The following is a 23,431-nucleotide window of genomic DNA, read 5'->3' as shown; positions in this document are numbered from 1 at the left end:
GTGAACGGTTACGACAAAATTAAGTAAAAATGTTATAGTTTATAGTAGTATTTTTTGGTTAATATATGGCTCACAGTCAAAAAAAGCTCAATGTTAATGTAAGTTTTGACAGTAAATTGGCTCAGTATCTTACAGAAATGGCAGAGATTCAAAATAAAACTATCCCTGAAGTCTTAGTAGATTTAGTGGAAGAAGAGTTCGAAGAAGATGTAGAGCTATCCCAAATAGCTGACGATCGCCTCTCTGAAGGTGAAGAAGAAGTAGAGGATGATGAAAACATCTGGAAATAAAACTTACACTATAAAATTCTTAAAAAATGTTATTGAAAAAGAAATTCCAGCTCTTCCGGCAAAGATTAAATTAATGGTTCAGGAGGCCATAAAGAAACGCCTTACAGTTGATCCTTTTAATCTAGGAAAGCTAATTGACAAAATAAAAGAGGAATTAAAGAAATATCCAGAAGAATATAAGAAATGGGAAGAAGCTGGTTTTGATGTAGATTACCTATTTAAAATTAAAGATGATATACTAATAGCATATAATCGATTTACGTTATTGCATTTAGCTGCTTTATGTGGCTATGAAAAAATAGTAAACCTTCTAATAGAAAATGATGCAAGTGTTGATGTAGAATACAAAGGGATGACTCCTTTACATTGCGCTGCTATAAAGGGCCATACAGAGATAGTAGAAATTCTAGTAAAAAACGGGGCGAAGGTTGATGCAAAGGCTAATGTAGCAGAATTTAAAGGATATACTCCTCTACATTGTGCTGGTGAACAAGGTCATACAAAGATAGCAAAATTCTTATAGCAAATAGGGCAAATGTTAATGCAAAGGCTGATCATCTAGAAAAAACAAAAGGTATTACTCCTTTACAAGAAGTGGAAGAAGAACAAGGCATAACTGGGAATGAGCAGGAAGCTTGATCTGCTGGATCCCAGTGTCTGGGCACTGGGATGACAAGAAAGAGGCTACTTGGATGACACCCTGACAACCTTCATCCCGCTACGTGTTAGCGGGATCTAGAGATACCGTGACGGTATGACGTAGGACTGCTGTCATCCCGCTACGTGTTAGCGCCACGCACAACTGTACGAACGTTGTAGTTTGGGCCACCAGTGGGCAGTGCCCAGACACTGGGATCCAGCTTCTATGCAACTTAATTAAAAACGTTTGTTTTAGCGTAAGACAACTACCTTTAGCTCATCAGCTCAGTTATAAGCAAAATTTCTGGATTCCAGACTGGAATGACACCATTTGCTGTGCAATTTACCTTCAAAAATGAATGTTCGTACAGCTATGCATAACTCTTTCAGATTTCATAATATCTCTTGCCACTCATCTGAACAGATACCCATTTTGGAGGGATACCAATAATAGTTGTGAGCGGGTGACCACTAGCCCACAAGCATAATACGCTCACGAAACTTTAATGCGATAGCTTGATTTCTACTGAAAGACAGCATTATGCCAAGTGCGATGCTCGAAGATAAAAGAGAAGAACCACCATAGCTAAGTAGTGGCAGGGTTATGCCGGTGGTGGGAAAAACACTCAATGTTACCCCTGTGTTTATTATGAATTGTGTGATGAATTGAATTGAGATACCAAGAATCACCAATAGATTGAATAATTCATTTTCTCTATATGCAACGTAAAGCAAGCGGGCGGAAATGATGCCAAATAACATCAATGTGGCTAAGCACGTAATCAAACCAAATTCTTCTGCTAAAACAGAAAACACAAAATCTGTATGACAATCAGGAAGAGAGGTTTTTACGCTACCTTCACCAGGTCCAACTCCAGTTAATTGACCTCTTTTGAATGCTTCTAATGATTTTGTGACTTGAAAGTTATCGCGTTGCGTAAAAAAGACAAAATTGTAAATCCTTTGCTTTATATGTGGGAGGCATAAGTAAGCTATTGTAGTTCCAGTTGTGGCCATTCCTATTATGCATAGAAAGTATAAAAGTGGTATACATGCAATAAACATTTGACCAATAAAAGAATATGTTAAAAGCATGGACATACTGAAATCAGGTTGCAAAAGTAACAACACAAAAACTAACAGAAATATTATGATTGATATGTGCATTTTAAACTTCATTCCGCTGGCTAAGATACTAGCTATAACAACAGAAAAAAATGGCCTTACGAACTCAGATGGTTGAACTGAAATTTTGACAATATGTAACCATCGTTTCGCACCTTTTACCTCTATACCAAGTATTATCGCAGCTGCCACTAAAATAGTAAATAAAATGAAACCTGCGAATGAGAGGTTAAGTATAGTTCTTGTGTTGAGAAAAGAAAATGTCACCAGGGTAATTAGTGACAGGACTATATAAATTGTATGGCGCCGTATAAAATAATCTTGTGGTAAAGAAAGACGCTGCGCAATTACAGGGCTTGCTGAATAAACAAGAATGAAGCTTATAGTGAGCAAAAAAAACACTGGAAGGATGAGATAATAATCCAGCGTTCTATACCAGAATTTAATATTCATTTTGTTCCAATGTGTAATGCCACTATTCCATAGCTCATATTATGAAACTCAACATTCTTAAAGCCTACCTCTTCAATTTCCATTTTAAAATCAGCCTGAGTTGGAAACTCTCTAATGCTCTTCACTAAATATTCATAAGAACTCCTGTCTTTAGCAACTATGCTGCCAATTTTAGGAATTACTTTAAATGAATATAAGTCATAAAGTTTGGTAAATATCTCATTTTGATAGTGCATAGGGGCAAATTCTAAGCAGATAAATTTTCCATGTGGTTTTAATACCCTGTGCGCCTCATTTAAAGCCTTCTTGCGGTCAGAAACATTTCGAATGCCAAAAGCTATTGTGCAATAATCAAATTCGGAGTCTTCAAATGGTAAACTTTCTGCATTCGCACATACCCAATCAAAATTAATTTGGTTTGAATTTATAGCTTTATCACGTCCTCTGCTTAGCATATTTTGATTTATGTCACATACTGTAACCTTAGCACTTGGCTCTTTTCTTACTATTCTTATTGCTATATCTCCAGTTCCTCCAGCAATATCTAAAATCTTAGAGTTTTTTGTAAAATGCACACTATTTACCATCTTATCTTTCCATAATCTGTGCATTCCGAGGCTCATTATATCATTCATGGTGTCGTAGCGACTTGCCACGGAATCGAATACCTCTTTAACTAATTGTGATTTCTTCTCGATTTTTATAGTAGACATTACGTAAAGTCGCTCAACTCCTTTATAATTAGTAAAAATTAATTTGAATTAACACAAATGTCAACGACAGGCCTTGAGCCTGTTGAAATCTTCTTCAGCGTGGTATGATGACCGAGTTAGTGGGCTTGATGCAACCACTAAGAAACCTTTGGAGTAAGCAACGTATTTATAATGCTCAAATTCCTCTGGGGTAACATACCTATCAAGTTTTGCATGTTTTGGAGTTGGTTGTAGATATTGACCAATTGTAATAAAATCAACCTCAGCACTGCGCAAATCGTCCATAACCTGAAGTATTTCCTCTTTTGTTTCTCCAAGACCAACCATAAGCCCTGACTTTGTGAAAACTTTAGGATTAATCTGCTTTACCATCTTCAACAAATATAGTGAATGAAAATAGCGAGCTCGTGGTCTTATTTTTGCATACAATCTCGGCACTGTTTCAATATTGTGGTTATAGACATCAGGTGATGCAACAGCAATTGCTTCAAATGCTCCTTTCTTATTTAAAAAATCAGGAGTTAAAATCTCTATTGTTGTTTCTGAAGTTATCTTTCTAATTTCTTCTATGCACTGTATAAACTGATTTGCGCCACCATCTGGTAAATCATCACGATCAACAGAGGTAATGACAACATGTTTTAAGTTTAACTTTTTTATCGCTTTTGCTAAATTTTCTGGCTCATGAGGGTCTAGTTTATCAGGAATGCCAGTTGCAACGTTGCAAAATGCACAAGCACGAGTACAAACAGAACCAAGAATCATCACAGTAGCATGACGTTTATTCCAACATTCACCAATATTTGGACATGCAGCTTCTTCACATACCGTATGTAAGTTATGCAGTTTAACGATGTTTAAAGTTTCATTGAATACTTCACCGGTCGGAGCTTTTGCTCTGAGCCATTGAGGTTTGCTATGCATCTGAAACGGCTAACTCTACCTCTTGCTTTACTAAAAATTTTTTCAACCTTCTTTTTATCTTCTGCGCTTTTTCACTTAGTTTAATCGTTCTTGTGTTGAGCAAAAAAGCATCTAAATCACCTTTGTAATCTATAGTTCTCAAAGTTCTTGTTGCCACACGAAATCTAAACTTTTTATTCAATATATCACTTGTCAACGTAACCTTATGTAAATTTAAAAGAAAGGTACGCTTTGTTTTACGATTCGAATGTGATACCTTATTACCAAAAGATTTTTTTCTATTTGTTAATTCACAAACTCTACTCACTTCAATATACCAAATTATTCTATGTACTTAGATTACCTTATATAGTCAAATAGTCAATACTCTCTTGCTTAATTTTTATACCATATACTGCTTTGTAGCCAAAAAATATCGTAATTTTTTCTATTATAATAGAAATCATATGCTGAATTTCTAATGCTTTACTGCCATTTGTTACTACTAGATGCAATACACCCGAATTTACATTCTGTGCATATGAGATCTTTTTCGGTTTTGTACACTCTGCTATTTCTTTCCCTACTATATTTCGCCAGTTTAAAATCAGACGTATTTCATTTTTGCTAATCTTATTTTTCATGCATTTTAATGCGTAATTTTCAATTATAGACTTTATTTTTTTTGGACCGCTACGTTTGAGCATTTTTCTGTTTTGTTTCTAGTATAACTAAATAAGTAAGGTTTACTACTACATTGGATTTCCTCAGTGCCAAGTGCGTCCAGAGAAGGCAAGTATTGTTCAGTAGGAGATAGACCTACCAGGATAAAAGTCGGAATCCTGTAGCTTGGGTAGCAGCATGGAGGGAAACCAAAATGTTGAAGCCTACCGACAACATTATCGTAGGATAATGGCGAATTACCAGGCCGTAGCGAAAGCGAATACACAGATTGCCTCGAAAGGAATATTCTGAAGGTCGAGCCATCTTGGTACTGGCGAAGACAGAATAGACCAGACGAAAAACGAATGAAACGATAGGTCTACTTCAGCGGGGTGTTAGTAACGGCATGGCAATGAGGACATACAAAGCAACTGGAGAAGCCCTCCTCATCCCAAGGAGAAATACCTTGGAGAGGTAGGTTCTATAACTGGAAAACAGGAAGTGAACTGAAGATGAGAGGGTGGCAGATGGGTGCGTAGTAGTGAAGAAGTGAGGTAACGCTCATGGAGCAAAGGCACCCTGCTAGTAGAAATCTTTTAACAAAAGGAAGGTAAAGGTAAAAATGATAAAAATGCCAATAAAATTACAAGACCTGAGAAGAAAGATATATATCAAAGCGAAAGCAGAACCGGAATGGCGATTCTGGGGAATCTATGTTCACGTCTGTAAGATGGAGACACTGGAAGAAGCATATAAGCTAACAAAGAAGAGTAATGGGGCACCAGGAATAGATGGGATGACATTCGAATCGATAGAGGCAGAAGGCTTAGAAAAGTATCTTCAACAAATAAGACACGAACTAATAACCAAGACCTATAGCCCAAATAGGAACCGGAGGAAGGAAATACCAAAATCTGGAGGAAAATTCAGAAAGTTGAACATACCCTGCATCCGGGATAGAATAGTGCAAACAGCACTGAAGCTAATACTTGAACCGATATTCGAATCAGACTTCCAAAAAGGATCATACGGGTATAGACCTAAGCGTAATGCGCATGAAGCAGTACAAAAAGTAACGGAAGCAGCAATCAAAGGCAATACAAAAGTAATTGACGTAGATCTGAAATCCTACTTCGACAATGTGCGACATCATATTCTGATGGAAAAGATTGCCAAAAGAATAAATGACAAAGAAATCATGCGCATGATTAAGCTAATCCTCAAAACAGGAGGAAAACGAGGAATAGCACAAGGATCACCACTTTCGCCACTACTAAGCAATATATACCTAAATGAGGTAGATAAAATGTTGGAGAAAGCAAAAGAGGTGACCAAAGAAGGAAAGTACCAACGTATGGAATATGCCAGATGGGCAGACGATTTAGTGATACTGATTAGTGAACACCCGAAACGGGAATGGCTAGAAAGAGCAGTATACAGAAGGTTGGAAGAAGAATTAGCAAAACTAGAAGTGAGCGTAAATGAAGAAAAGACAAAAGTCATCAACCTAAAGAAAGGAGAAACATTTAGCTTCCTAGGGTTTGATTTTCAAGAGAATATCACAAGACAAGGAAAATGGAATGTCAGGAAAACACCGCAGATGAAAGCACGAACAAACCTGCTACGCAAGTTGAAGGAAATATTTCGGCGCTATAAATCGCAACCGATAAAAAGAGTGATACATGACATCAATCCGATATTGAGAGGGTGGGTAAACTACTTTAGGATAGGGAACTCTGGTCGAAAGTTCAATTACGTAAAACATTGGGTGGAAAAGAAGGTAAGACGCAACTTAATGCGAGCCAGGAAAGCAAAGAAAGGGTTTGGGTGGAAGAAGTGGAGTAGCGAATGGATATACAAAACGCTGGGTCTATATTCAGACTACAGAATAAGGTATTACAAACCGAAAGCATCACCAGTACAATATGTGATAAACTTTGGTAAAGAATCTGCTAGGAAAGCGTAGTGCGGGAAAACCGCATGCTGCGTTTGACGAGGCGGGAGCTGGAAACGTTAACATGGGAATTTGGATTGAGGCCTATTGTGAAAACAATGGATCAGCCACCAAACCCTAAAGTAGGCGCGCCAGTTCTCGACCCTACATGTAAAGGAGTATACCCATCTTTACTTATTGCATTAACATCTATATCTTCTCTTTTCAATAGGAGATTTACTACTTCTGTTTGACCATTTTCACAAGCCAAATGCAAAGGAGTACATTCATGATTATCTTTTTCATTAACATCTGCTCCGTTGTCTATTAGAGCTCTTATTGTTTTAGTGCAGCCACGGCGAGCAGCCTTACATAAAGGAGTGTCTCCATATCCATTTTTTGCATTAGCATTGATTCCTTCTACTCCCAATAGAGCATTCACCACATTTTCTAAATTATTGTGGATAGCTAAATGCAATAATCCATATTCTACTGCAAATAGTGGTTTACACCAAAACCAGCTCCTTCCCACTCTTTATATTCATCTGAATATTGTGATAATTTCTCTTTTATCTTCCCAATTACGTTATCTTTACTTAAATTTTTGTCAGCATCAATTGCACTTAGCATTCTTTCCCACTGCTCGTGTTCAATTGTCATAACTTTACTCCTACTTTAACAATATTTTAATTATCATATATTATGACAAGAAAGTCAACCCTACCTAATTTTGCTTAGTAAGCACACTAACTATGAAACAATCTATATTACCATCAAAAACAGAATTTATATTACCCACTTCATGTCCAGTTCTTAAATCCTTCACCATTTGATATGGATGGATAACGTACGATCTGATCTGATTGCCCCAGCCTATATCGCATTTTTTACCATATTCTTCAGCCATCTTTTGTTCTTTTTTTTCCAGTTCAATTTGGTACAAACGTCCTTTAAGTAATTTTAATGCCTCATCCTTATTTCTGTGTTGAGAACGACCATTTTGGCATTGAACTACAACACCAGTTGGAATATGCGTAATGCGTACCGCACTTTCAGTCTTGTTCACGTGCTGACCGCCTGCTCCGGAAGCACGGTAGGTGTCGATCTTTAGATCCTTTTCATCCACAGCAATATCAATTGAATCTTCTATCACTGGAGTTACTCCTACACTTGCAAAACTGGTATGACGTTTACCATTTGCATCAAACGGCGATATTCTAACCAGCCTGTGAATTCCACTTTCACTTTTTGCCCACCCATAAGCTTTTTCTCCAACGATTTTTATCATTGCAGACTTTATACCAACCGACTCTCCTTCTAATTTTTCTACAACTTCAACTTTAAAGTTGTGATAAATTTCTGCCCATCTTACATACATGCGCATCAGCATTTCAGCCCAATCATTGCTCTCTGTTCCACCAGCTCCTGAGTGGATTTCTAAAAAGCAGTTATTGTTATCTGCTTCACCAGTAAATAAGGATTCTGTCTCTTTAAGTTTGATTAATTTCTCTAGCTTAGCTAATTCACTTTCAACTTCAGAGAAAAATTCTTCATCATTCTCATCAATAGCAGACTTCATTAAGCTAATGGCATCGTTGTAATCGCTTTCCAACTTTAAAAACAACTCTACGTCATTATTAATTTTAGAACGTTCTTTTAAAATTTCTTGTGCCTTTCGATTGTCTTGCCACAGATTATCATTCGACGCTTGGGAATCCAGCTCTTCAAGACGCAACTTTAATTTTTCTATGTCAAAGACACCTCCTGATAAGAGAAATACTTTTATTTAAGCCTTGAAAGTATTCGAAAATTTCTGAATAAGTTTTCATTATACTTTAGATTTTAATATATTTACTATTATTAACAATAACAGCAAACAAAATAGAAATTTAACCATATGATAGTTAATTCAAAATAATTTCATTATACTTTAATGTTTAAGGAAATCAAGTGTGTATATTTATTAAAAAACAAGGTAAAGTAATGAATATTAAAATAAGTTCTCATTATGGTTTAGACAAAAAGGCTATTGATGACTTAATAGAGTCACTTGATAACGAGGAGCTAGAAAATGTTTGTAATATTGTAAAAACGATAGATAGCGTTCAGTTAGCTTATTTTTTATCTACTTCAATCAGTGATCACAGGGAGAAATTAGTTAATATCCTCGATCAACATTTGTTAAGTGATGCCCTAGTGCATGTAGTGCCAGATTTACAAAGAGAGATCATAGAAACATTGGGAATAGAAAATACAGCAAAGTTACTAATGCTCCTTGATGTAGAAGATATAGTAACCATAGTGAAAGATTTGGATAGAAAGTCTATAGAAAACATACTTAACTACTTACCCAATGCAACTCAAAAATTAGTAGAGGAATTGTTATCATACCCAGAAGAAAGTGCAGGAAGGTTGATACATAAAAATATGGTTATAGCTCCATATTATTGGACGATAAATCAGCTAATGGAATTCTTGCGCAACTATAAAAAAATACCAGAAAGATTTCACCAGATATTCATTATCAACTCAAAATTAGAGCCTATAGGCAGTGTTAATTTAAATAAGGTAATATCTCACTCAGGAGACACAATAATAAAAGAGATAATGGATCATGACATAAAAATCATTAAAACTGGAGTAGACCAAGAGGAAGTAGCAAGAATATTTAAAGATTACTCTCTATTATCGGCTCCGGTAGTAAATAAGAATGGTAAAATTATTGGTGTGATCTTAATTGAAGATGTGATAAAAGTTGTTCAACAAGAAACAGAAGAGGATGTACTCAAAATAAGCGGTGTATCTTCTAAAGCCGATATAAATGCCCCTATACATAAAACTATAATTAAAAGGCTACCTTGGTTACTGTTTAACCTCTTAGCTGCAACAATGTGTTCCATAGTAGTTGGCTTTTTCGATGATGTAATAAAAAGTTTTATAGTACTGCCAATAATCATGCCGATAATTGCATCAATGAGCGGAAATGCAGGATCCCAAACAGTAACGCTAACCATCCGGGCAATCGCAACAAAATATCTAACTGAGCAAAATGCAAAAAGAGTACTGATGAAAGAATTTTTAATAGGTCTTATAAACGGGGTAATTTTATCTACCATTTCACTCGTAGTATTAGCAATAAGATTTCACAATTTCAAAGTGGAGATGATTTTTGTGGTCTCCATGATTATGATGTCAATTATTGCAACGTTCATCGGAGCTTTCATTCCTATAATGCTTCACCGTTTAAAGTCTGACCCTGCAGTTTCTTCTTCAATCCTAACATCGGCAACAACTGATATTCTCTCAGCTCTTATGTTTCTTGGTTTAGCTACGATCTTTTTATTAAACAGCTGATACTATCTATAGCTAACACGTCATACCGCGATTTATTCCATAGCTGTACGAACATTCATTTTTAAAGGTAAACTGTACGTAACCGTTCACGGATTGTGAGAATGAATTAAAGAACTAAGCAGTGACAGCTACTAGATTCTGTAGCTTTTGAAAGGGGTTCTGGCCATTTAGACGTGATGTCAAAAATATCGACAACATTCTTTCCACGAATCTTTCTCCACGTTCTGACCAGGTGAAAAAGCTGTTTTTACGATAAATTACGTACCGTCTAATTTGCCGTTCTGCAAGGTTATTAGTTGTTTCTATCACTTCAGGTTTTCTTAAAAACTTCCACATCATATCCTCAGATCGTAACATCTTAGCGGCCATTCTTGAAGCTTGAGTGCTATTTGCAACCCTCGTCATTTTACGTAAAAAATGTTTTACCCTTTTCCGAATTTTTCGCACCAGTCGATAAAATCTCAAATTATCTATCAAATTTTGTTTTTTTGCCTTATCTACTACAAACACCTTATTGCTGAGCGATTTTAGTGCTTGGCCAATTTTGCTCACTTCAACATTTTTACTATGGGCAAATCTCTCAAAATCTCTTGCCAGATGTGCCCAACATATCTGTCTATTTTCACGATTGAAGTAATTGTATACAGCGTATCTATCGCTCACAAATATACCATCATATTCTGGCAGTAAACTCTTCAACACCTTCTTACCACGAGACTCGCTTACCTTCAGAAGTGTCAACGCTTTGTTTGTTATTACCCAACTCCAGCCTCTCTTTCCTTGATTTCTGTGCCCTGTTTCGTCTATATGCAAATACTCGCTTCCTTGCAACTCTTCCTTCATTTTCTCATATTCAGATGCACACTTCTTCGATACCCTGCGTTCAGTATTTGAGACTAAACCAAGGCTTATATTTAGATTAAAAATACTGCCCAAAATTTGCTGTACCTCTCTTTTTGAGTTAATAAAAAAGCCGCTAAGGCTGCTTATAACTGTTTTAGCATTGGGTCCTAGAAAATCTCTTGCAACACCTTCGGGTAAATTTGCTGTAATTCTTTTATTACATACTCTACAATGTCCTCTTTGCAACCTGTACTCAGTTACAATTGGCTTAATTTCTGGCAACTCTGCCTTCTGATGAATAATTTCATCTTCTAAAGTAATCTTACCTCCACACATACAAATTGTATCAATTGTGCATCTCACTACCTCGTCTGCAGCCATTAATTCACGCTTATGCACCTTATGTCCTGGCTGACCTCCTGGTTTTTTATCACTTTTCTTTTTTGCTTTCTTACGATATATATCTCGTGATGGTGGCAGCGATGAATTTTGCGAATTTAAGCCCAATTTGTCTTCTAATTCAACTATTTTTGCTTTCAAGCTATCATTTTCTCTGATCAGTGCTTTTATTTCTTCCTTGAGATTAGCGTTTTCTGCTACAACCTTTTCTTGCAGCACTGTTGTCATTTACCCATTCCATATTTAGCTTCCTATCTCTTTACACTTTTATACTTACTTTGTAAACCACCTTATCTCCGTGAACGGTTACCAAGGGAGGCATTTCTTGTTGTGGATTGTGCAGGATGGCATAGATCCAAAGGTTTAAAAATACCACAAAATATTACCTTAATCTATTTACCTCCATATTCACCAGAGTTAAATCCAGTAGAGCGTTTATGGCAATATTTGAAAGACAATCTCATTAAAAATAGAATATATGACTCTGTTAGTTTATTGGAGGATACTGTATGTGCATTCATTCGTAATATTACGGAAAGTTCGATCAAAACCATTTGTTCTGTGAGTTATTTGCCTACTTATTTATGAGATTTGGTATTAGCCGTTAGGTTGGCTCCTTCTTCTGCTATGACATTTTTAATTTCTTCTTGCTGCTTGTAGCTCAACTTCGGCTTTACTCCACGTCCTGGTTGTATTTTAAACGCATTGACTCCTCCTTCCTTAAATCTTGTAATCCACTTCATCAATGTAGTTCTAGTAATTCGGTATATTTGAGCAACTTTTGTTATTCCATATTCTTTTGCAGATATTATTGCCTGTAATCTTCTTCCTATCTCTCCTCTTATGCCGTGCTTCTTTAATTCCAGGTTACACTTATTATATAATTCTTCTCCTATTGCTTTACTTTTTCCTGCCATAACTCCCCACTAATTCTTAAATTATTCTATTTTAGAAATTTTTCTTTATTCCTCTATTTATTTTTAGGAATTGGTATAAAATATGGAGTATGAACAGTTTTCAACAATATACAAAGCATTAAAGTCCGCAAGTGCTAACAGCAGTCTGAATCAAGATAACGTAATTGAAGCAATAAAAAGTCAATTATCACCAGATTCAGATGCATATAAAGAGTGGGAAAAAGGGAAATTTAGTTTTGATCATGTGTTTACTACTGTTAATAACGGAGTAGAATCTAAACACACATTATTAACAGCTGCTTTTAACCGTGAAGATTCAAAGGTGGCAAATTTTCTAATAAAAGTAGGGGCTGATGTTAATGCAGTGGGTGTAGATGGATTGACTCCATTGATTATTGCTATTGAAAAGGAATATGGCGATCCTAAACATAAAGAGCTAGTAGATCTTCTAATAGGAAAAGTAGACGCTCATGTTAGCGCAGCGGATGAAAATGTAAATAATACAATAGTTAAGGCTGTTGAGCGTGGCAATTTAAGGGTATTCAAGGCTCTAAAAGAAGCAGGGGCTAATGTTAACATACAGGCAAATGGAATGTCTCTATTAAAGTGGGCTGAGTTCCATCAACCCGATCCAAGGATAAAGAAAGAAGACATGGAAGAGATAATCAATACTCTAAAGGCTCCTTCAAAAGAAAAGGGACAAAAAGGTGCGAAGTCTACTGGCGGACAAACCCCAGTAAATGGTGGCAACGCAAATACTCAATCTACTACTGACAACACAACCCCAGAAAAAAACGATACAACCTTCTGGAGTGAACACAAAGGGAAGATTGCTCTAGGTGTTACTGGACTATGCGTAGCTGGTGCTGTTGCAGCCTATGTGCTAGCGTATCCTGCAGTTGCACTGGCTTTAACAGTTTTGGCAGCAGTTATATTAATGGGTGCTGGTATTGCTAAGGTTCGTGAGAAAGTGGAAAATCCAAGTGTAGACAAGGTATTTGACAAAAACGAGCAGTTATTGAATCAATAGACTTCTTACATTATCTACTGTCATCCGAGTAGCTGACACACAACTGTACGAACGTTGTGCTACCAGGAGGGTGTCATCCCAGTGCCCAGACACTGGGATCCAGTTTTTATTACCTGGTGTAAAGTTAAGTTTCCTGGATTCCAGTGTCAAGCACTGGAATGACACCATCATAAAGTGAAATTAGATTCCAGTGTCAGCTACTTGCATGACACCATTTGTTGTAAACTCACTTTTACTCTATGGTTATACTACCTTGCCGCTATCCTGAACGGATACAAGAAGTGTTGCCGTCACTTTATATCATAAACTTTTGCTGAAGCTTTTTTCATGTCTTCACTTGAAAGTGGGATTAGACCAAGCCTAGATAGGTACCCATCTTCAATGCCGATCGAATCTATAATTTCTTTTATGAATTCTCTTAATCCATCAACAGTATCCAGGTGTTCTTTCTTTATATAAAGGTATAGAGGTCTTGCTAATATATATTTTCCCGATGATATATTTTCGTAAGTTGGCTCAATTCCTGCAATTGTGCTCCCTTGTATTTTATCTTGATTCCTCATTAAAAAGCTAAAACTAAATATCCCTAAAGCGTTCTTGTTACTTTTCAATTTTTGTATTATTATGTTTTCATTAATTCCAACTTCTATATACCTTCCGTCATCCCTTATATTACCACATGCTTTCTTTCTTTCTTCCTGATCTTTATAATTCTCTTTGAAAATTCTCGAGTTCATGCATGAATATTGATTGAACATAATAGAATTAACCAAAGTTTCGTATGTGCCTGTATTTTGATGTGGACCATAAATTTCAATTTCTGTTTTTGGTAAGGCTTGATTTACATCAGACCAAAACTTCTTATTATTTTTTACTAATTTATCATTTTCTTGAGAATATGCAGATAAAGTTTCAAATAAGTTCTTCTTTGTGAAATCAAATCTATGGCTTTGATTTGAATTTGCAATGACAATTCCATCATAGCCAATGATGATCTCTATCACTTCATTAATTTTATTTCTTTTACATAGTTCTCTTTCTACTTCCTTCATAGGGCGAGATGAAGTGGTGATGTCTGGCGTGTCTTCCCCTATTCCTGAGCAAAACATTTTGAACCCTGATCCACTTCCTATCGATTCCACAACTGGAGTCTTAAAAGAGAATACACGATTGAACTCCTCGGCTACAAATGAGATAAAAGGAAAAACGGTTGAAGATCCAACAATTCTGATGTATTTCCTGGCATCAGCATTTGACAGCGGCGTGAATAATACGAATACAAAAATCAGGAGAAATTTTCTAAACATTGTTTTTAGCTAAGAACATAAATCTAATTATTGTAACAAAAAATCAAACTGAAAAGCTTTAATTTTCTCTTGTGATTGACCTATAGCTAATCCAATTGACCGCTATTTCAATTGCATGAACATTGTAACAATGGTGTCTGCAAGCAGCTTACTGTACGAACATTGTGATTTGAGAGCAATTTTCACTAGGAGGATGTCATCCCAGTTCCCAGACACTGGGATCCAGTTCTTATTACCTGGTGTAAAGTTAAGTTTTCTGGATTCCAGTGTCAAGCACTGGAATGACATCGTTTACCATGTGACGAAGTACAATTTGTTAGTTAATAATCCATTGTCATCCCAGCGCCATGCGCATAACTGTACGAACATTGTGATTTGATACAAGCTACTTGCATGACAAAAGCTACAGTTTACATTTAAATTTTATTTTATATTATTGTAAGTATTACACAACTTTAAGGGGCAATTATGGCAATTATGCCAGATAAATGGATCAGAGAAAAAGCTGAAAATTTTGGAATGATAGAGCCTTTTGTGGATCACAAAAGCAGCAAAGGTGTTATATCTTTCGGACTATCGTCTTATGGGTATGATGCAAGAGTGGATAATAAATTTAAAATTTTTACTAACGTTAATTCAGCCATCGTGGACCCTAAAAATTTCTCTGAGAATAGTTTTATAGATAAAGAAACAGACGTATGCATAATTCCACCAAATAGCTTTGTGCTTGCAAGCACAGTGGAATATTTTCGTATACCAAGAAATGTACTGGTCATTTGTGTTGGTAAATCAACTTACGCAAGGTGTGGAATTATAGTAAACGTTACTCCCTTAGAACCTGGATGGGAAGGTCATGTCACACTCGAATTCTCAAACACCACCCCACTTCCTGCAAAAATTTACGCTAATGAAGGCGCATGCCAATTCGTATTTTTAAGCGGCGAAAGTGAGTGTGAAAAATCATATGATGATATGAAAGGAAAATATATGAATCAGCATGGTATCACTTTGCCGCTGGTAAAGTGATTACTTTAGGTAAAGCAAGATATTGTGCTATTGTACTGAAGATTACTAAGATGAGTTTTAACTAATTTGTCGCATTCTTTATCACCTAAAACTGCACGTGCAGAGTGGTTTTTAAATGACTCTACATAGCTTGAAAAGAAATTTGTAGAAGGATTACTTAAAGCTTCTGCAACTTCTTTTTTTTCTTTATCATTGGAAAGCTGATTAAATAGTTCTTCTCCCTTTTTTTGCAGCTCATTTTCAAATTCCTGCTTTATAGTATTCTTATCTGCTTTTTGCAAGAAGGAAAACTCTTCAAAAGTGTACAAGGAAGAGACAATACTGTTGAAGGCACCAGTAAAACATGCACTTGAACCACGACCACCATGCACTCCGTATTCTGTTTGCGATTCTACTAAATGTTTAACCAGTTGATATTTTCTCTGTGATATGCGGGTATTAATATCTATATTATGATCAGCATTTGCTCTAGTTTGATCGTTGCAAGCCTTCCAAGCTAAATTTAAAACTTGCTTCAATGTTAACCCGCTTCCACTATGTGTACCAGGGTTATTTTTTATACGCTCCAAGCACTCAAGTGCATGTTTTTTCTCATCTTCTGTAAGTTGATCTTTATCTGCAGCTTTTTGTGTGCCATTTGCTATGCACTCTAACTGATCAATAAATCCTTCTATTTCCTCTATAAACTTATCATCAACATCAGGCTCGCCATAGTTTTCTTTTAGCTTTTGAACGTTAATATTAATTGCATCATTTACATTAGTATCATGCGTTGTTTGTGGGATACGTGCTGCCTCCATAAATGCTTCAGTTCCTTGCTCTAACCATTCCGGCATTTTGCCTCCTGCAAAAAGATATAGCTTACTCAATACCTTGGCGATTAAGAAAAACACCAGGAGAGGAATAACAAATATTATAAAAAGTACTACAAATAAACCAAATAAACCTGTGATTAGCCACCTTACAGGAGCTAGCAGAATTTCTTTTGCTTTTTTTAATTTTGACGGTCTTTGTATGTTGTCTGGTGTATTTACTACTGCTGGCATAATTAGTTTAAGTTAGTATCAATATTTTTAATATACTATATTTTTTCTTATTTTGTCAACTCAAATTTCTACTTCCGCACTTTTTCATTGTTGCTTACAATGATTATAGCTACATGATTTACTCGTGTGTTTTTCTTAATTAAAAACTTCAACTATTCATTGTAAGCTATTGAATTTCCTACTATTTAGTGGCAAATTGTCATCCAAGTGGCTGTAAAACGACAAATTCGTCATTCCGCTACTAGTTAGCGGAATCTATGCCGAGATACCGCGAATGAATCGCGGTATGACGGTTCGCGGCGGCATAACGATAAGCTCGTCATCCCGCTGCTTGTTAGCGGGATCTATCCGCGGCGGTATGACGTAGAGCCTACATTAACTATAGAAACAAAAAGAAGGATTATCATGTCCACAATAATTTTATCATCAATTTTTGGTCAAGCAGGCAGCATTTTTGGTCCAATTGGCCAGATTATCGGCTCAGAACTCGGTGCTCTTCTTGGTGCGCAGCTTGATGGTGCGATGTTTAGCCTTGATGCTGAGCAGAAAGTAACGCATGGTGCGAGACTAAAAAATCTGCAAGTTCAAACCTCAACCTATGGAAGGACGATACCAATTATCTATGGCACTGCTCGCATTGCAGGGAACATTATTTGGTCACAGCCAATAAAAGAAGAGGCGATAACCACCAAAAGCAAAATTGGAAGAGGTATGAATGTTGAGTATAATTACTATGCAACGCTTGCAATTGCGATCTGCAAGGGGAAAGTAGAAAAATTAAACAGAATCTGGGCAGATACAACATCACTTAGCTTTGATGAAATAGATTATACTTTTTACCGCGGTACAGAAGACCAAAATCCTGATCCATTTATGTCGTCAATCGAAGGTGTGCCGGCTTATAGGGGAATATCTTACATAGTCATCAAGAATTTTCCTTTAGCAGACTATAATAACCGCGTTCCGGTATTCACATTTGAAGTGCAGACTATATTAAAGCCTAGCGGATTTTCAGTAGTAGAAAATATTCAGAATATCAATATAATACCAGGCTCAGGAGAGTTTGTATATGATACAAAAATACAGAAGAAAATCGCGCAAGAGAGAATAAGCAGCAACCAATATATCCCATATGGGCTAGCACAAAGGGTAAATCATAACAACCACACTAAAAAGAGCGATGCAGTGCTTTTTTTGGATCAATTAAAGGGAGATTTACCAAATGTTGAGTGGGTATCGGTAGTAGTCAATTGGTTTGTGAATGATCTGAACATTAAAGATTGTAAAATATACCCTGCAGTTGAATTTCAAGATGATTCCGCAATATTACCTGATGATTGGCAAGTAGGAAGTAGTACCAGAGATGATGCTCAGCTAATTTCAAAAGATGATAATGGAAACCCAAGATATGGTGGCACAGTTAGTGATTCAGCGCTAATAAGATATATAGAAGAGCTACACAGCAGAGGCTACAAGGTGATGCTCTATCCGATGCCCTTACTTGATACAAAGAACAAAGAGTGGCGAGGAAGATTGAGCGGGGCTCCTCAAGATATAAGTGATTTTTTTAAGAATCAGTACAACAAATTTATAGAGCATTATGCAAGCATTGCCAAACAAACTAAAGTGGAAGGGTTTATCATTGGTTCTGAATTTGTTGAACTTACCAAAATCAGAGATGAAAAAGGTAATTACCCTGCAGTGGCAGAGCTAGTTAAGCTTGCAAAGCAGATAAAACTTGATCTTGGAAAAGAAGTAACAGTAACTTACGCTGCGGATTGGAGCAAATACCACTCATATGATGGTTGGTATAATATGGATGAACTGTGGTCTTCACAGTACATCGACGTTGTTGGCATAGATGCTTATTTTCCACTGACTGATGGTCCAGAGCCTCCTTTTGGCTATTCTGCGGAAGATGTAATGGGTGGTTGGAGCAGTGGAGTGGGGTATGATTATTTCTATGATTACTCAAAAAGTGAGCCTGAAAAAGTAAAGTATAACGACAGCAGGTATGCGTGGAAAAATATAGAGAAATGGTGGAGTGAAACTCACATAAACCCCGGTGGTAGTAAAACAAAATGGCAACCAAAAATGAAAAAAATATGGTTTACTGAATATGGATTTCCCAGTATGAACGGCTGCACTAATGAGCCAAATGTGTTTGTTGACAAAGGCAGCATAGAGAGCAAATATCCACGATATTCAAACGGAGAGGTGAGCTTTCTTTCACAAAAAATTGCAATTGAAGGAACGCTAAAGAAGTGGCAAAGCTCAGAAATGGTAGAAAAAATGTTTCTCTGGGCATGGGATGCAAGGCCATTTCCTTACTTTCCCAATTTGTGTGATGTGTGGGCTGACTGCCATAACTGGCAGACAGGACATTGGATTCAGGGAAAGCTTTCACAGCTTAATATTTCCGATGTTTTATTGGATCTGTTACAAAAAACAGGTTTAAAAAGCAATCAGTTCGATACAAGCAACGTCAAAGGGTTATTGTCTGGATATGTAATAAATGACCAGCAACCCGTACGTTCAATTATTAAAATGCTGCAAAGTTGCTATTTTTTTGATGTGGTTGAACAGGGCTCTAAACTGAAATTTGTCCAAAAGGGCAGGGGAGTTACAACTGTAATGCCAATTGGTGAAACGGTTTTCAGTAACAATTCAAAACTTGTTAATATTAGTCAACTGGATTTAAACAATAAAGTTAACGTCGTTTATTTTAATCGCAATTTTGGCTATCCAATTGATGTTAAATATGCTGAGTTGCCAAAGCAAGGCACTGCTGCAACAGTTGAAATACCGCTCATTATGGAGGAGGGAGAGGCACAAAATATCGCTGAAGTTTTACTTTATTCTTCGTGGCAAGAGAGAAATATATACAATTTCAAGCTACCGATAAAATATGCATGGCTTGCGCCAAGTGATGTCATAACGATTTTATACCAAATCTCATAAATAAGTAGGCAAATAACTCACAGAACAAATGGTTTTGATCGAACTTTCCGTAATATCACGAATGAATGCACATACAGTATCCTCCAATAAACTAACAGAGTCATATATTCTATTTTTAATGAGATTGTCTTTCAAATATTGCCATAAACGCTCTACTGGATTTAACTCTGGTGAATATGGAGGTAAATAGATTAAGGTAATATTTTGTGGTATTTTTAAACCTTTGGATCTATGCCATCCTGCACAATCCACAACAAGAAATGCCTCCCTTGTTCCTAAATATTGTGACATCTGCTCAAGGAATATATTCATACAATCAGTATTGACGTTTGGTACGAATAAGCTAGAACTCTCTCCATTTCTAGGATTAACTGCACTATAGAGATAAAAGTTTTGCCTACCTAATTTTACCTTAACCTGTGTCCTAATGCCTTTTTTAAACCACCCGTGTCCAATCTTTGAATGTGTGCCAAACCGCGACTCATCGAAGAAAAATAGCTCTTTTTCGGGATACGTGACAATAGTTTCATTAAGATTTTTTTTTAAACTCTTCTTGTTTATTTTTATCCTGTTTATTGTGCACAGGCCTTGGAGTAATATACGAAAAACCTAACTTTTGCATCAGTCTATGTGCTGTAGACTTACTTACCTCAATAGAAAACATTTTCTCAATTATGATTTTTAATTTCTTAGCCGTTAGGTTGGCTCCTTCTTCTGCTATGACATTTTTAATTTCTTCTTGCTGCTTGTAGCTCAACTTCGGCTTTACTCCACGTCCTGGTTGTATTTTAAACGCATTGACTCCTCCTTCCTTAAATCTTGTAATCCACTTCATCAATGTAGTTCTAGTAATTCGGTATATTTGAGCAACTTTTGTTATTCCATATTCTTTTGCAGATATTATTGCCTGTAATCTTCTTCCTATCTCTCCTCTTATGCCGTGCTTCTTTAATTCCAGGTTACACTTATTATATAATTCTTCTCCTATTGCTTTACTTTTTCCTGCCATAACTCCCCACTAATTCTTAAATTATTCTATTTTAGAAATTTTTCTTTATTCCTCTATTTATTTTTAGGAATTGGTATAAAATGTTAAAAGCAGTAGAGCAAATAGCAAAAGAAGGGTTATTACCTAATTTTGTAAAAGCTGCTCCAACAGCAAATAAAAAGATTAGTAAATTACCTGTCTTAACATATCCTGAGGAGCTCAATCCATTTCGATCAGCTTTATGCAGGATAAGACTAAGTGAATATGAAAATATGAAACTAAATGAATTCCTGGAAAAAGCTATTGCAGCTAAAAATATAAACGAGTTAAGTAAAGTTATCGATGAAGCTTTGGACTTAGGAATAAGAATAAATGCTGCCAATGAAGATGGCTTTGGCTTCGCTAAAGTTACAATGTTTAAGATGTATCGTGATGAATTCAAAGAAAATAAACAAGAAGATATAATCAGAAAGTTAGCCTTACATGGAGCAGATTTTAATGTACAAGTTGATAAGAAAATAGCTGAAATGTATCAAAAAGTGCAAAAAGAAATTGAGCCACAAATATATAGTAGGCTCAAGAAACTTAGGGAAGTTGGAGAAGACGCTACTATAGAAGGAACTGTTGAAGATGTAGAAATCGATAATAAGACCTTCTATATTGAATTTTCACATAGCTGCATAGTTGATGTTGCCAAAGTTGTAGAAGGTGCAAAAAATTTGGGCTTAAGTAAAGGAGACTTAAACCTTGGCGGTAGTATCATAAAAATAGGTGATGGTGAAGTTGAGGTCAAAACCGGGAAAGACGGTAAAAGAAATTACGTAGATATATCCGATAACAGCGCTTTTACAGTAACACTTTGCACTAGCCTAGGAGAGCTAAATTTAATGGTATATCATGACACAGAAGACTATCATCAAGTACAAGTTGAGGTAGAAGATGAAGAAATGTGGAACGAGTTGCAAGAAATAGGAGAAATCGTAGGAAAGGGTTGTTTATTTGGTGGAATGTCTGTTAAAGAAGCAGTAGAAAAAGGCAGTTTTACTAGATGTGGAAGGTGGGGCGACCAAAATTCTAAAAGTAGTGAGACCTTTTCTTGGGTGAATAAATTAAAAGACAACAAAACGACATCCGTAGGACGTTCTTGATTGGAGACAAGTGGCTATGTTTCACATAGCTACTTGTATATCAGAAATAAATGGTTAACTATTACAAAGTAAAGTGGTTTTTAAAACTTAATCCAATTTACCATAAATAATTTACTTTAATTAGTATTGCTTGTAGAAGTGTTTTATATTATAAAAAATACCTGAACTTTAAAATTTGTACTATTTGTTAGCAATAGCCTTTATCACTAAATGCACAATATCACGCAATGTTTCATCTTTAATTTTTCTATATTCTCTTACTAATCTTGATATTTCTTCGCTGCCTACATCGCTGTGAAAGGCCTTATCATGCAAGTCTTCAGAGGCTTTGGTAAAAAAATATGACATATCAACGTACAAAGCTTCTGCCAAATTATACAATCTATCAACTACAAGCCTTACCTCTCCAGTTTCATATCCTTGTATATGCTGAAATGAAATTCCAAGCTTTTTTCCTAAGTCCCTTTGGCTAAAACCACATATTAGCCTTCTTTTTCTTATTCTTTCAGCTATTTGCTTATCGATAGGATGTTGTATGGTCATTTTACATATCAGGTAATATTAGCTATGTATTATCACTTTGAGAAAAAGATTTTACCAATATATAAACTACACTACGTAACCTTTTGCTCTTAATTTCGTTATATCCTTTGACTAGTTTTAGTATTTCTTCATCGTAACTTTCATGTGAGTCGGCGTGCATATCAGTAAAAAAATCAGCAACATTAATCGATAGGGCTTTTGCTAAGTCATACAGTCTACTGGCTAAAATGCAATTTGAACCATTTTCGTACCTTTGTATCTGTCTATATGAAACACCTATTCTTTTTCCTAATTCAGTTTGTGTCAAGCCACAGTATAACCTAAGTTCCTTTATTTTTTTGCCTAATTCCACTTTTTATTACTAATTTTAGCTGTTCAAGCTTATATTGAATTTTTTAATTTATGAAGTGAAAAAAAGAAGGAAAGTTGGAGAACTTTCCTTCCGGTCTACAGATTACAATAAACCACTATCATAAAAACTAAAGTGGCTCTTCTGTGTTACGATTATATGGTCTATCAATTTCATTCCTACATTTTCGCAGGTTGCAGCTAATGTAAGTGTGTTATCCTCATCCTCTTTTGATGGTTCTATATCTCCACTTGGATGATTATGTGAAATTGCAACAGATGCTGCATCAATCAGTAATCCCTGTTTTATTATTTCCCTCACATACAGAGGTACTCTGTCTATAGTTCCACAGTCTTGAATATACTCATATATTAAATAACCACTTCGATCTAAGTATACCACTCGTAAGCTTTCCTTTCGTGACTGCCCTATTGCTGCTTTAAAGTATTTTAGTAGCTCTTCTCTATTATCAAGAATTGACAATTTTTTTAACTTACCTTTCAGTATCCTATCAAAAATCTCTTTCAGACAAAAGATATTTGCTATTGCTCCATCATTCATTCCTGTAACGTTTTTTAGCTCATGAAAATCAGCATTAATTACCCTTCCTAAACTACTAAAGAGCTCAATTAGCCTTTTTGCCACTTCTCTTCCTTCTGCATATTCAGATAGAGTACGTTCCAGTAGCTCATGGTCAAGTAAAGACCTGCCTCTACTTGATAGAATGCGAGTTTCTAACTTCTCTTTTCTCTCACTATTATTCATAAAAACCTCCAAGATCAACATTATATACAAATTCAG

At 35.9% G+C, this 23,431-nt stretch carries 25 protein-coding genes and 1 pseudogene; 9 read left to right on the top strand and 17 right to left on the bottom strand.

Features of this window, described 5'->3' with window-relative positions:
• Positions 1 to 65: 65 nt before the first annotated feature.
• Both WKH12_RS00190 and WKH12_RS00185 read left to right on the top strand, forming a co-directional pair.
• Entirely contained in the window at positions 66 to 290 is a 225-nt protein-coding gene (locus tag WKH12_RS00190) for a hypothetical protein (RefSeq protein WP_264732366.1), read from the top strand.
• Entirely contained in the window at positions 271 to 813 is a 543-nt protein-coding gene (locus tag WKH12_RS00185; RefSeq protein WP_434732338.1) for an ankyrin repeat domain-containing protein, read from the top strand. Before WKH12_RS00190 ends, WKH12_RS00185 begins: the two co-directional genes overlap by 20 nt.
• A 587-nt stretch (positions 814 to 1,400) precedes the next feature.
• On the opposite strand, the gene WKH12_RS00180 is transcribed toward WKH12_RS00185, so the two are convergent.
• The 6 genes from WKH12_RS00180 to WKH12_RS00155 are packed head-to-tail and all read right to left on the bottom strand — an operon-like array spanning position 1,401 to position 5,072.
• Entirely contained in the window at positions 1,401 to 2,507 is a 1,107-nt protein-coding gene (locus WKH12_RS00180; protein WP_434732337.1) for an FtsW/RodA/SpoVE family cell cycle protein, read from the bottom strand.
• A complete protein-coding gene (ubiE, locus tag WKH12_RS00175) occupies positions 2,504 to 3,220 on the bottom strand; it encodes a bifunctional demethylmenaquinone methyltransferase/2-methoxy-6-polyprenyl-1,4-benzoquinol methylase UbiE (RefSeq protein ID WP_253308943.1) in 717 nt (238 codons plus the stop codon). Before ubiE ends, WKH12_RS00180 begins: the two co-directional genes overlap by 4 nt.
• A gap of 60 nt (positions 3,221 to 3,280) precedes the next feature.
• A complete protein-coding gene (lipA, locus tag WKH12_RS00170) occupies positions 3,281 to 4,144 on the bottom strand; it encodes a lipoyl synthase (protein ID WP_264732375.1) in 864 nt (287 codons plus the stop codon).
• The gene (gene rpmB, locus WKH12_RS00165) at positions 4,137 to 4,451 is read right to left on the bottom strand and encodes a 50S ribosomal protein L28 (protein WP_434732336.1); all 315 of its coding nucleotides are present in this window, start codon (positions 4,449 to 4,451) and stop codon (positions 4,137 to 4,139) included. Before rpmB ends, lipA begins: the two co-directional genes overlap by 8 nt.
• 37 nt (positions 4,452 to 4,488) lie before the next feature.
• Positions 4,489 to 4,830, bottom strand: coding sequence for a DciA family protein (locus WKH12_RS00160; RefSeq protein ID WP_434732335.1), 342 nt, complete (start codon positions 4,828 to 4,830; stop codon positions 4,489 to 4,491).
• A complete protein-coding gene (locus tag WKH12_RS00155) occupies positions 4,800 to 5,072 on the bottom strand; it encodes a hypothetical protein (RefSeq protein ID WP_434732334.1) in 273 nt (90 codons plus the stop codon). The genes WKH12_RS00160 and WKH12_RS00155 overlap by 31 nt, the downstream gene beginning before the upstream one ends.
• A 336-nt stretch (positions 5,073 to 5,408) precedes the next feature.
• Here WKH12_RS00155 and ltrA point away from each other — a divergent pair, with 336 nt between their 5' ends.
• Positions 5,409 to 6,752, top strand: a complete 1,344-nt coding sequence (gene ltrA, locus WKH12_RS00150; RefSeq protein ID WP_434732173.1) for a group II intron reverse transcriptase/maturase — start codon at positions 5,409 to 5,411, stop codon at positions 6,750 to 6,752.
• A gap of 91 nt (positions 6,753 to 6,843) precedes the next feature.
• Here the strand turns inward: ltrA and WKH12_RS00145 are convergent, their stop codons facing one another.
• The 3 genes from WKH12_RS00145 to prfB all read right to left on the bottom strand — a co-directional run bounded on the left by WKH12_RS00145 (position 6,844) and on the right by prfB (position 8,548).
• On the bottom strand, positions 6,844 to 7,197 hold the full coding sequence (locus tag WKH12_RS00145; protein ID WP_434732333.1) for an ankyrin repeat domain-containing protein: 354 nt from the start codon (positions 7,195 to 7,197) through the stop codon (positions 6,844 to 6,846).
• Positions 7,198 to 7,208: 11 nt separating this feature from the next.
• Positions 7,209 to 7,379 carry a hypothetical protein gene (locus WKH12_RS00140; protein ID WP_434732332.1) on the bottom strand — a complete coding sequence of 57 codons (171 nt, stop codon included), beginning with the start codon at positions 7,377 to 7,379 and terminating at the stop codon, positions 7,209 to 7,211.
• 64 nt (positions 7,380 to 7,443) lie between these two features.
• A protein-coding gene (gene prfB, locus WKH12_RS00135) for a peptide chain release factor 2 (RefSeq protein ID WP_434732331.1) occupies positions 7,444 to 8,548 on the bottom strand; the annotation gives its coding sequence in 2 pieces (ribosomal slippage) (positions 7,444 to 8,472 and positions 8,474 to 8,548; 1,104 coding nt in all).
• Between the two features lie 154 nt (positions 8,549 to 8,702).
• On the opposite strand from prfB, the gene mgtE reads away from it, so the two are divergent.
• Positions 8,703 to 10,073 (top strand): magnesium transporter, encoded by a 1,371-nt coding sequence (gene mgtE, locus WKH12_RS00130; protein ID WP_434732330.1) that lies wholly within the window; start codon positions 8,703 to 8,705, stop codon positions 10,071 to 10,073.
• Between the two features lie 114 nt (positions 10,074 to 10,187).
• On the opposite strand, the gene tnpC is transcribed toward mgtE, so the two are convergent.
• Positions 10,188 to 11,543, bottom strand: coding sequence for an IS66 family transposase (tnpC, locus tag WKH12_RS00125; RefSeq protein ID WP_434732010.1), 1,356 nt, complete (start codon positions 11,541 to 11,543; stop codon positions 10,188 to 10,190).
• A gap of 84 nt (positions 11,544 to 11,627) precedes the next feature.
• On the opposite strand from tnpC, the pseudogene WKH12_RS00120 reads away from it, so the two are divergent.
• Positions 11,628 to 11,903, top strand: a pseudogene (locus tag WKH12_RS00120) (transposase); the annotation flags it as partial.
• Here the strand turns inward: WKH12_RS00120 and WKH12_RS00115 are convergent.
• On the bottom strand, positions 11,894 to 12,232 hold the full coding sequence (locus WKH12_RS00115) for a helix-turn-helix domain-containing protein (RefSeq protein WP_434732329.1): 339 nt from the start codon (positions 12,230 to 12,232) through the stop codon (positions 11,894 to 11,896). The pseudogene WKH12_RS00120 and the gene WKH12_RS00115 sit on opposite strands and share 10 nt — an antisense overlap.
• An 82-nt stretch (positions 12,233 to 12,314) precedes the next feature.
• Here WKH12_RS00115 and WKH12_RS00110 point away from each other — a divergent pair, with 82 nt between their 5' ends.
• Entirely contained in the window at positions 12,315 to 13,262 is a 948-nt protein-coding gene (locus tag WKH12_RS00110) for an ankyrin repeat domain-containing protein (RefSeq protein WP_434732328.1), read from the top strand.
• Between the two features lie 290 nt (positions 13,263 to 13,552).
• On the opposite strand, the gene WKH12_RS00105 is transcribed toward WKH12_RS00110, so the two are convergent.
• On the bottom strand, positions 13,553 to 14,569 hold the full coding sequence (locus WKH12_RS00105) for a substrate-binding domain-containing protein (RefSeq protein ID WP_434732327.1): 1,017 nt from the start codon (positions 14,567 to 14,569) through the stop codon (positions 13,553 to 13,555).
• Positions 14,570 to 15,037: 468 nt separating this feature from the next.
• Between WKH12_RS00105 and dcd the strand changes: the two genes are divergently transcribed.
• Complete coding sequence (dcd, locus tag WKH12_RS00100; protein WP_434732326.1) at positions 15,038 to 15,595, top strand: dCTP deaminase; 558 nt, start codon at positions 15,038 to 15,040, stop codon at positions 15,593 to 15,595.
• 5 nt (positions 15,596 to 15,600) lie between these two features.
• On the opposite strand, the gene WKH12_RS00095 is transcribed toward dcd, so the two are convergent.
• Positions 15,601 to 16,641 (bottom strand): hypothetical protein, encoded by a 1,041-nt coding sequence (locus tag WKH12_RS00095; RefSeq protein WP_434732325.1) that lies wholly within the window; start codon positions 16,639 to 16,641, stop codon positions 15,601 to 15,603.
• A gap of 405 nt (positions 16,642 to 17,046) precedes the next feature.
• Between WKH12_RS00095 and WKH12_RS00090 the strand changes: the two genes are divergently transcribed.
• Positions 17,047 to 19,602: a glycoside hydrolase/phage tail family protein gene (locus WKH12_RS00090; RefSeq protein ID WP_434732324.1), complete on the top strand. Its 2,556-nt coding sequence runs from the start codon at positions 17,047 to 17,049 to the stop codon at positions 19,600 to 19,602.
• On the opposite strand, the gene WKH12_RS00085 is transcribed toward WKH12_RS00090, so the two are convergent.
• A protein-coding gene (locus tag WKH12_RS00085) for an IS630 family transposase (RefSeq protein WP_434732323.1) occupies positions 19,597 to 20,611 on the bottom strand; the annotation gives its coding sequence in 2 pieces (ribosomal slippage) (positions 19,597 to 20,145 and positions 20,147 to 20,611; 1,014 coding nt in all). The two genes, WKH12_RS00090 and WKH12_RS00085, sit on opposite strands and share 6 nt — an antisense overlap.
• Positions 20,612 to 20,691: 80 nt before the next feature.
• Here WKH12_RS00085 and WKH12_RS00080 point away from each other — a divergent pair.
• Positions 20,692 to 21,738 carry a hypothetical protein gene (locus WKH12_RS00080; RefSeq protein WP_434732322.1) on the top strand — a complete coding sequence of 349 codons (1,047 nt, stop codon included), beginning with the start codon at positions 20,692 to 20,694 and terminating at the stop codon, positions 21,736 to 21,738.
• Positions 21,739 to 21,918: 180 nt separating this feature from the next.
• Here the strand turns inward: WKH12_RS00080 and WKH12_RS00075 are convergent, their stop codons facing one another.
• From WKH12_RS00075 to WKH12_RS00065, 3 genes are all read right to left on the bottom strand, one after another.
• Positions 21,919 to 22,281, bottom strand: a complete 363-nt coding sequence (locus tag WKH12_RS00075; protein WP_264736091.1) for a helix-turn-helix domain-containing protein — start codon at positions 22,279 to 22,281, stop codon at positions 21,919 to 21,921.
• A gap of 22 nt (positions 22,282 to 22,303) precedes the next feature.
• Positions 22,304 to 22,633, bottom strand: a complete 330-nt coding sequence (locus WKH12_RS00070) for a helix-turn-helix domain-containing protein (RefSeq protein ID WP_006012370.1) — start codon at positions 22,631 to 22,633, stop codon at positions 22,304 to 22,306.
• 102 nt (positions 22,634 to 22,735) lie between these two features.
• Entirely contained in the window at positions 22,736 to 23,395 is a 660-nt protein-coding gene (locus WKH12_RS00065) for a JAB domain-containing protein (protein WP_434732321.1), read from the bottom strand.
• Positions 23,396 to 23,431 lie beyond the last annotated feature (36 nt).

The sequence above is a fragment of the Wolbachia endosymbiont of Zygogramma bicolorata genome (assembly GCF_051130665.1).
GTDB lineage: Bacteria > Pseudomonadota > Alphaproteobacteria > Rickettsiales > Anaplasmataceae > Wolbachia.
This window is presented reverse-complemented; position numbering and strand designations above follow the sequence as displayed.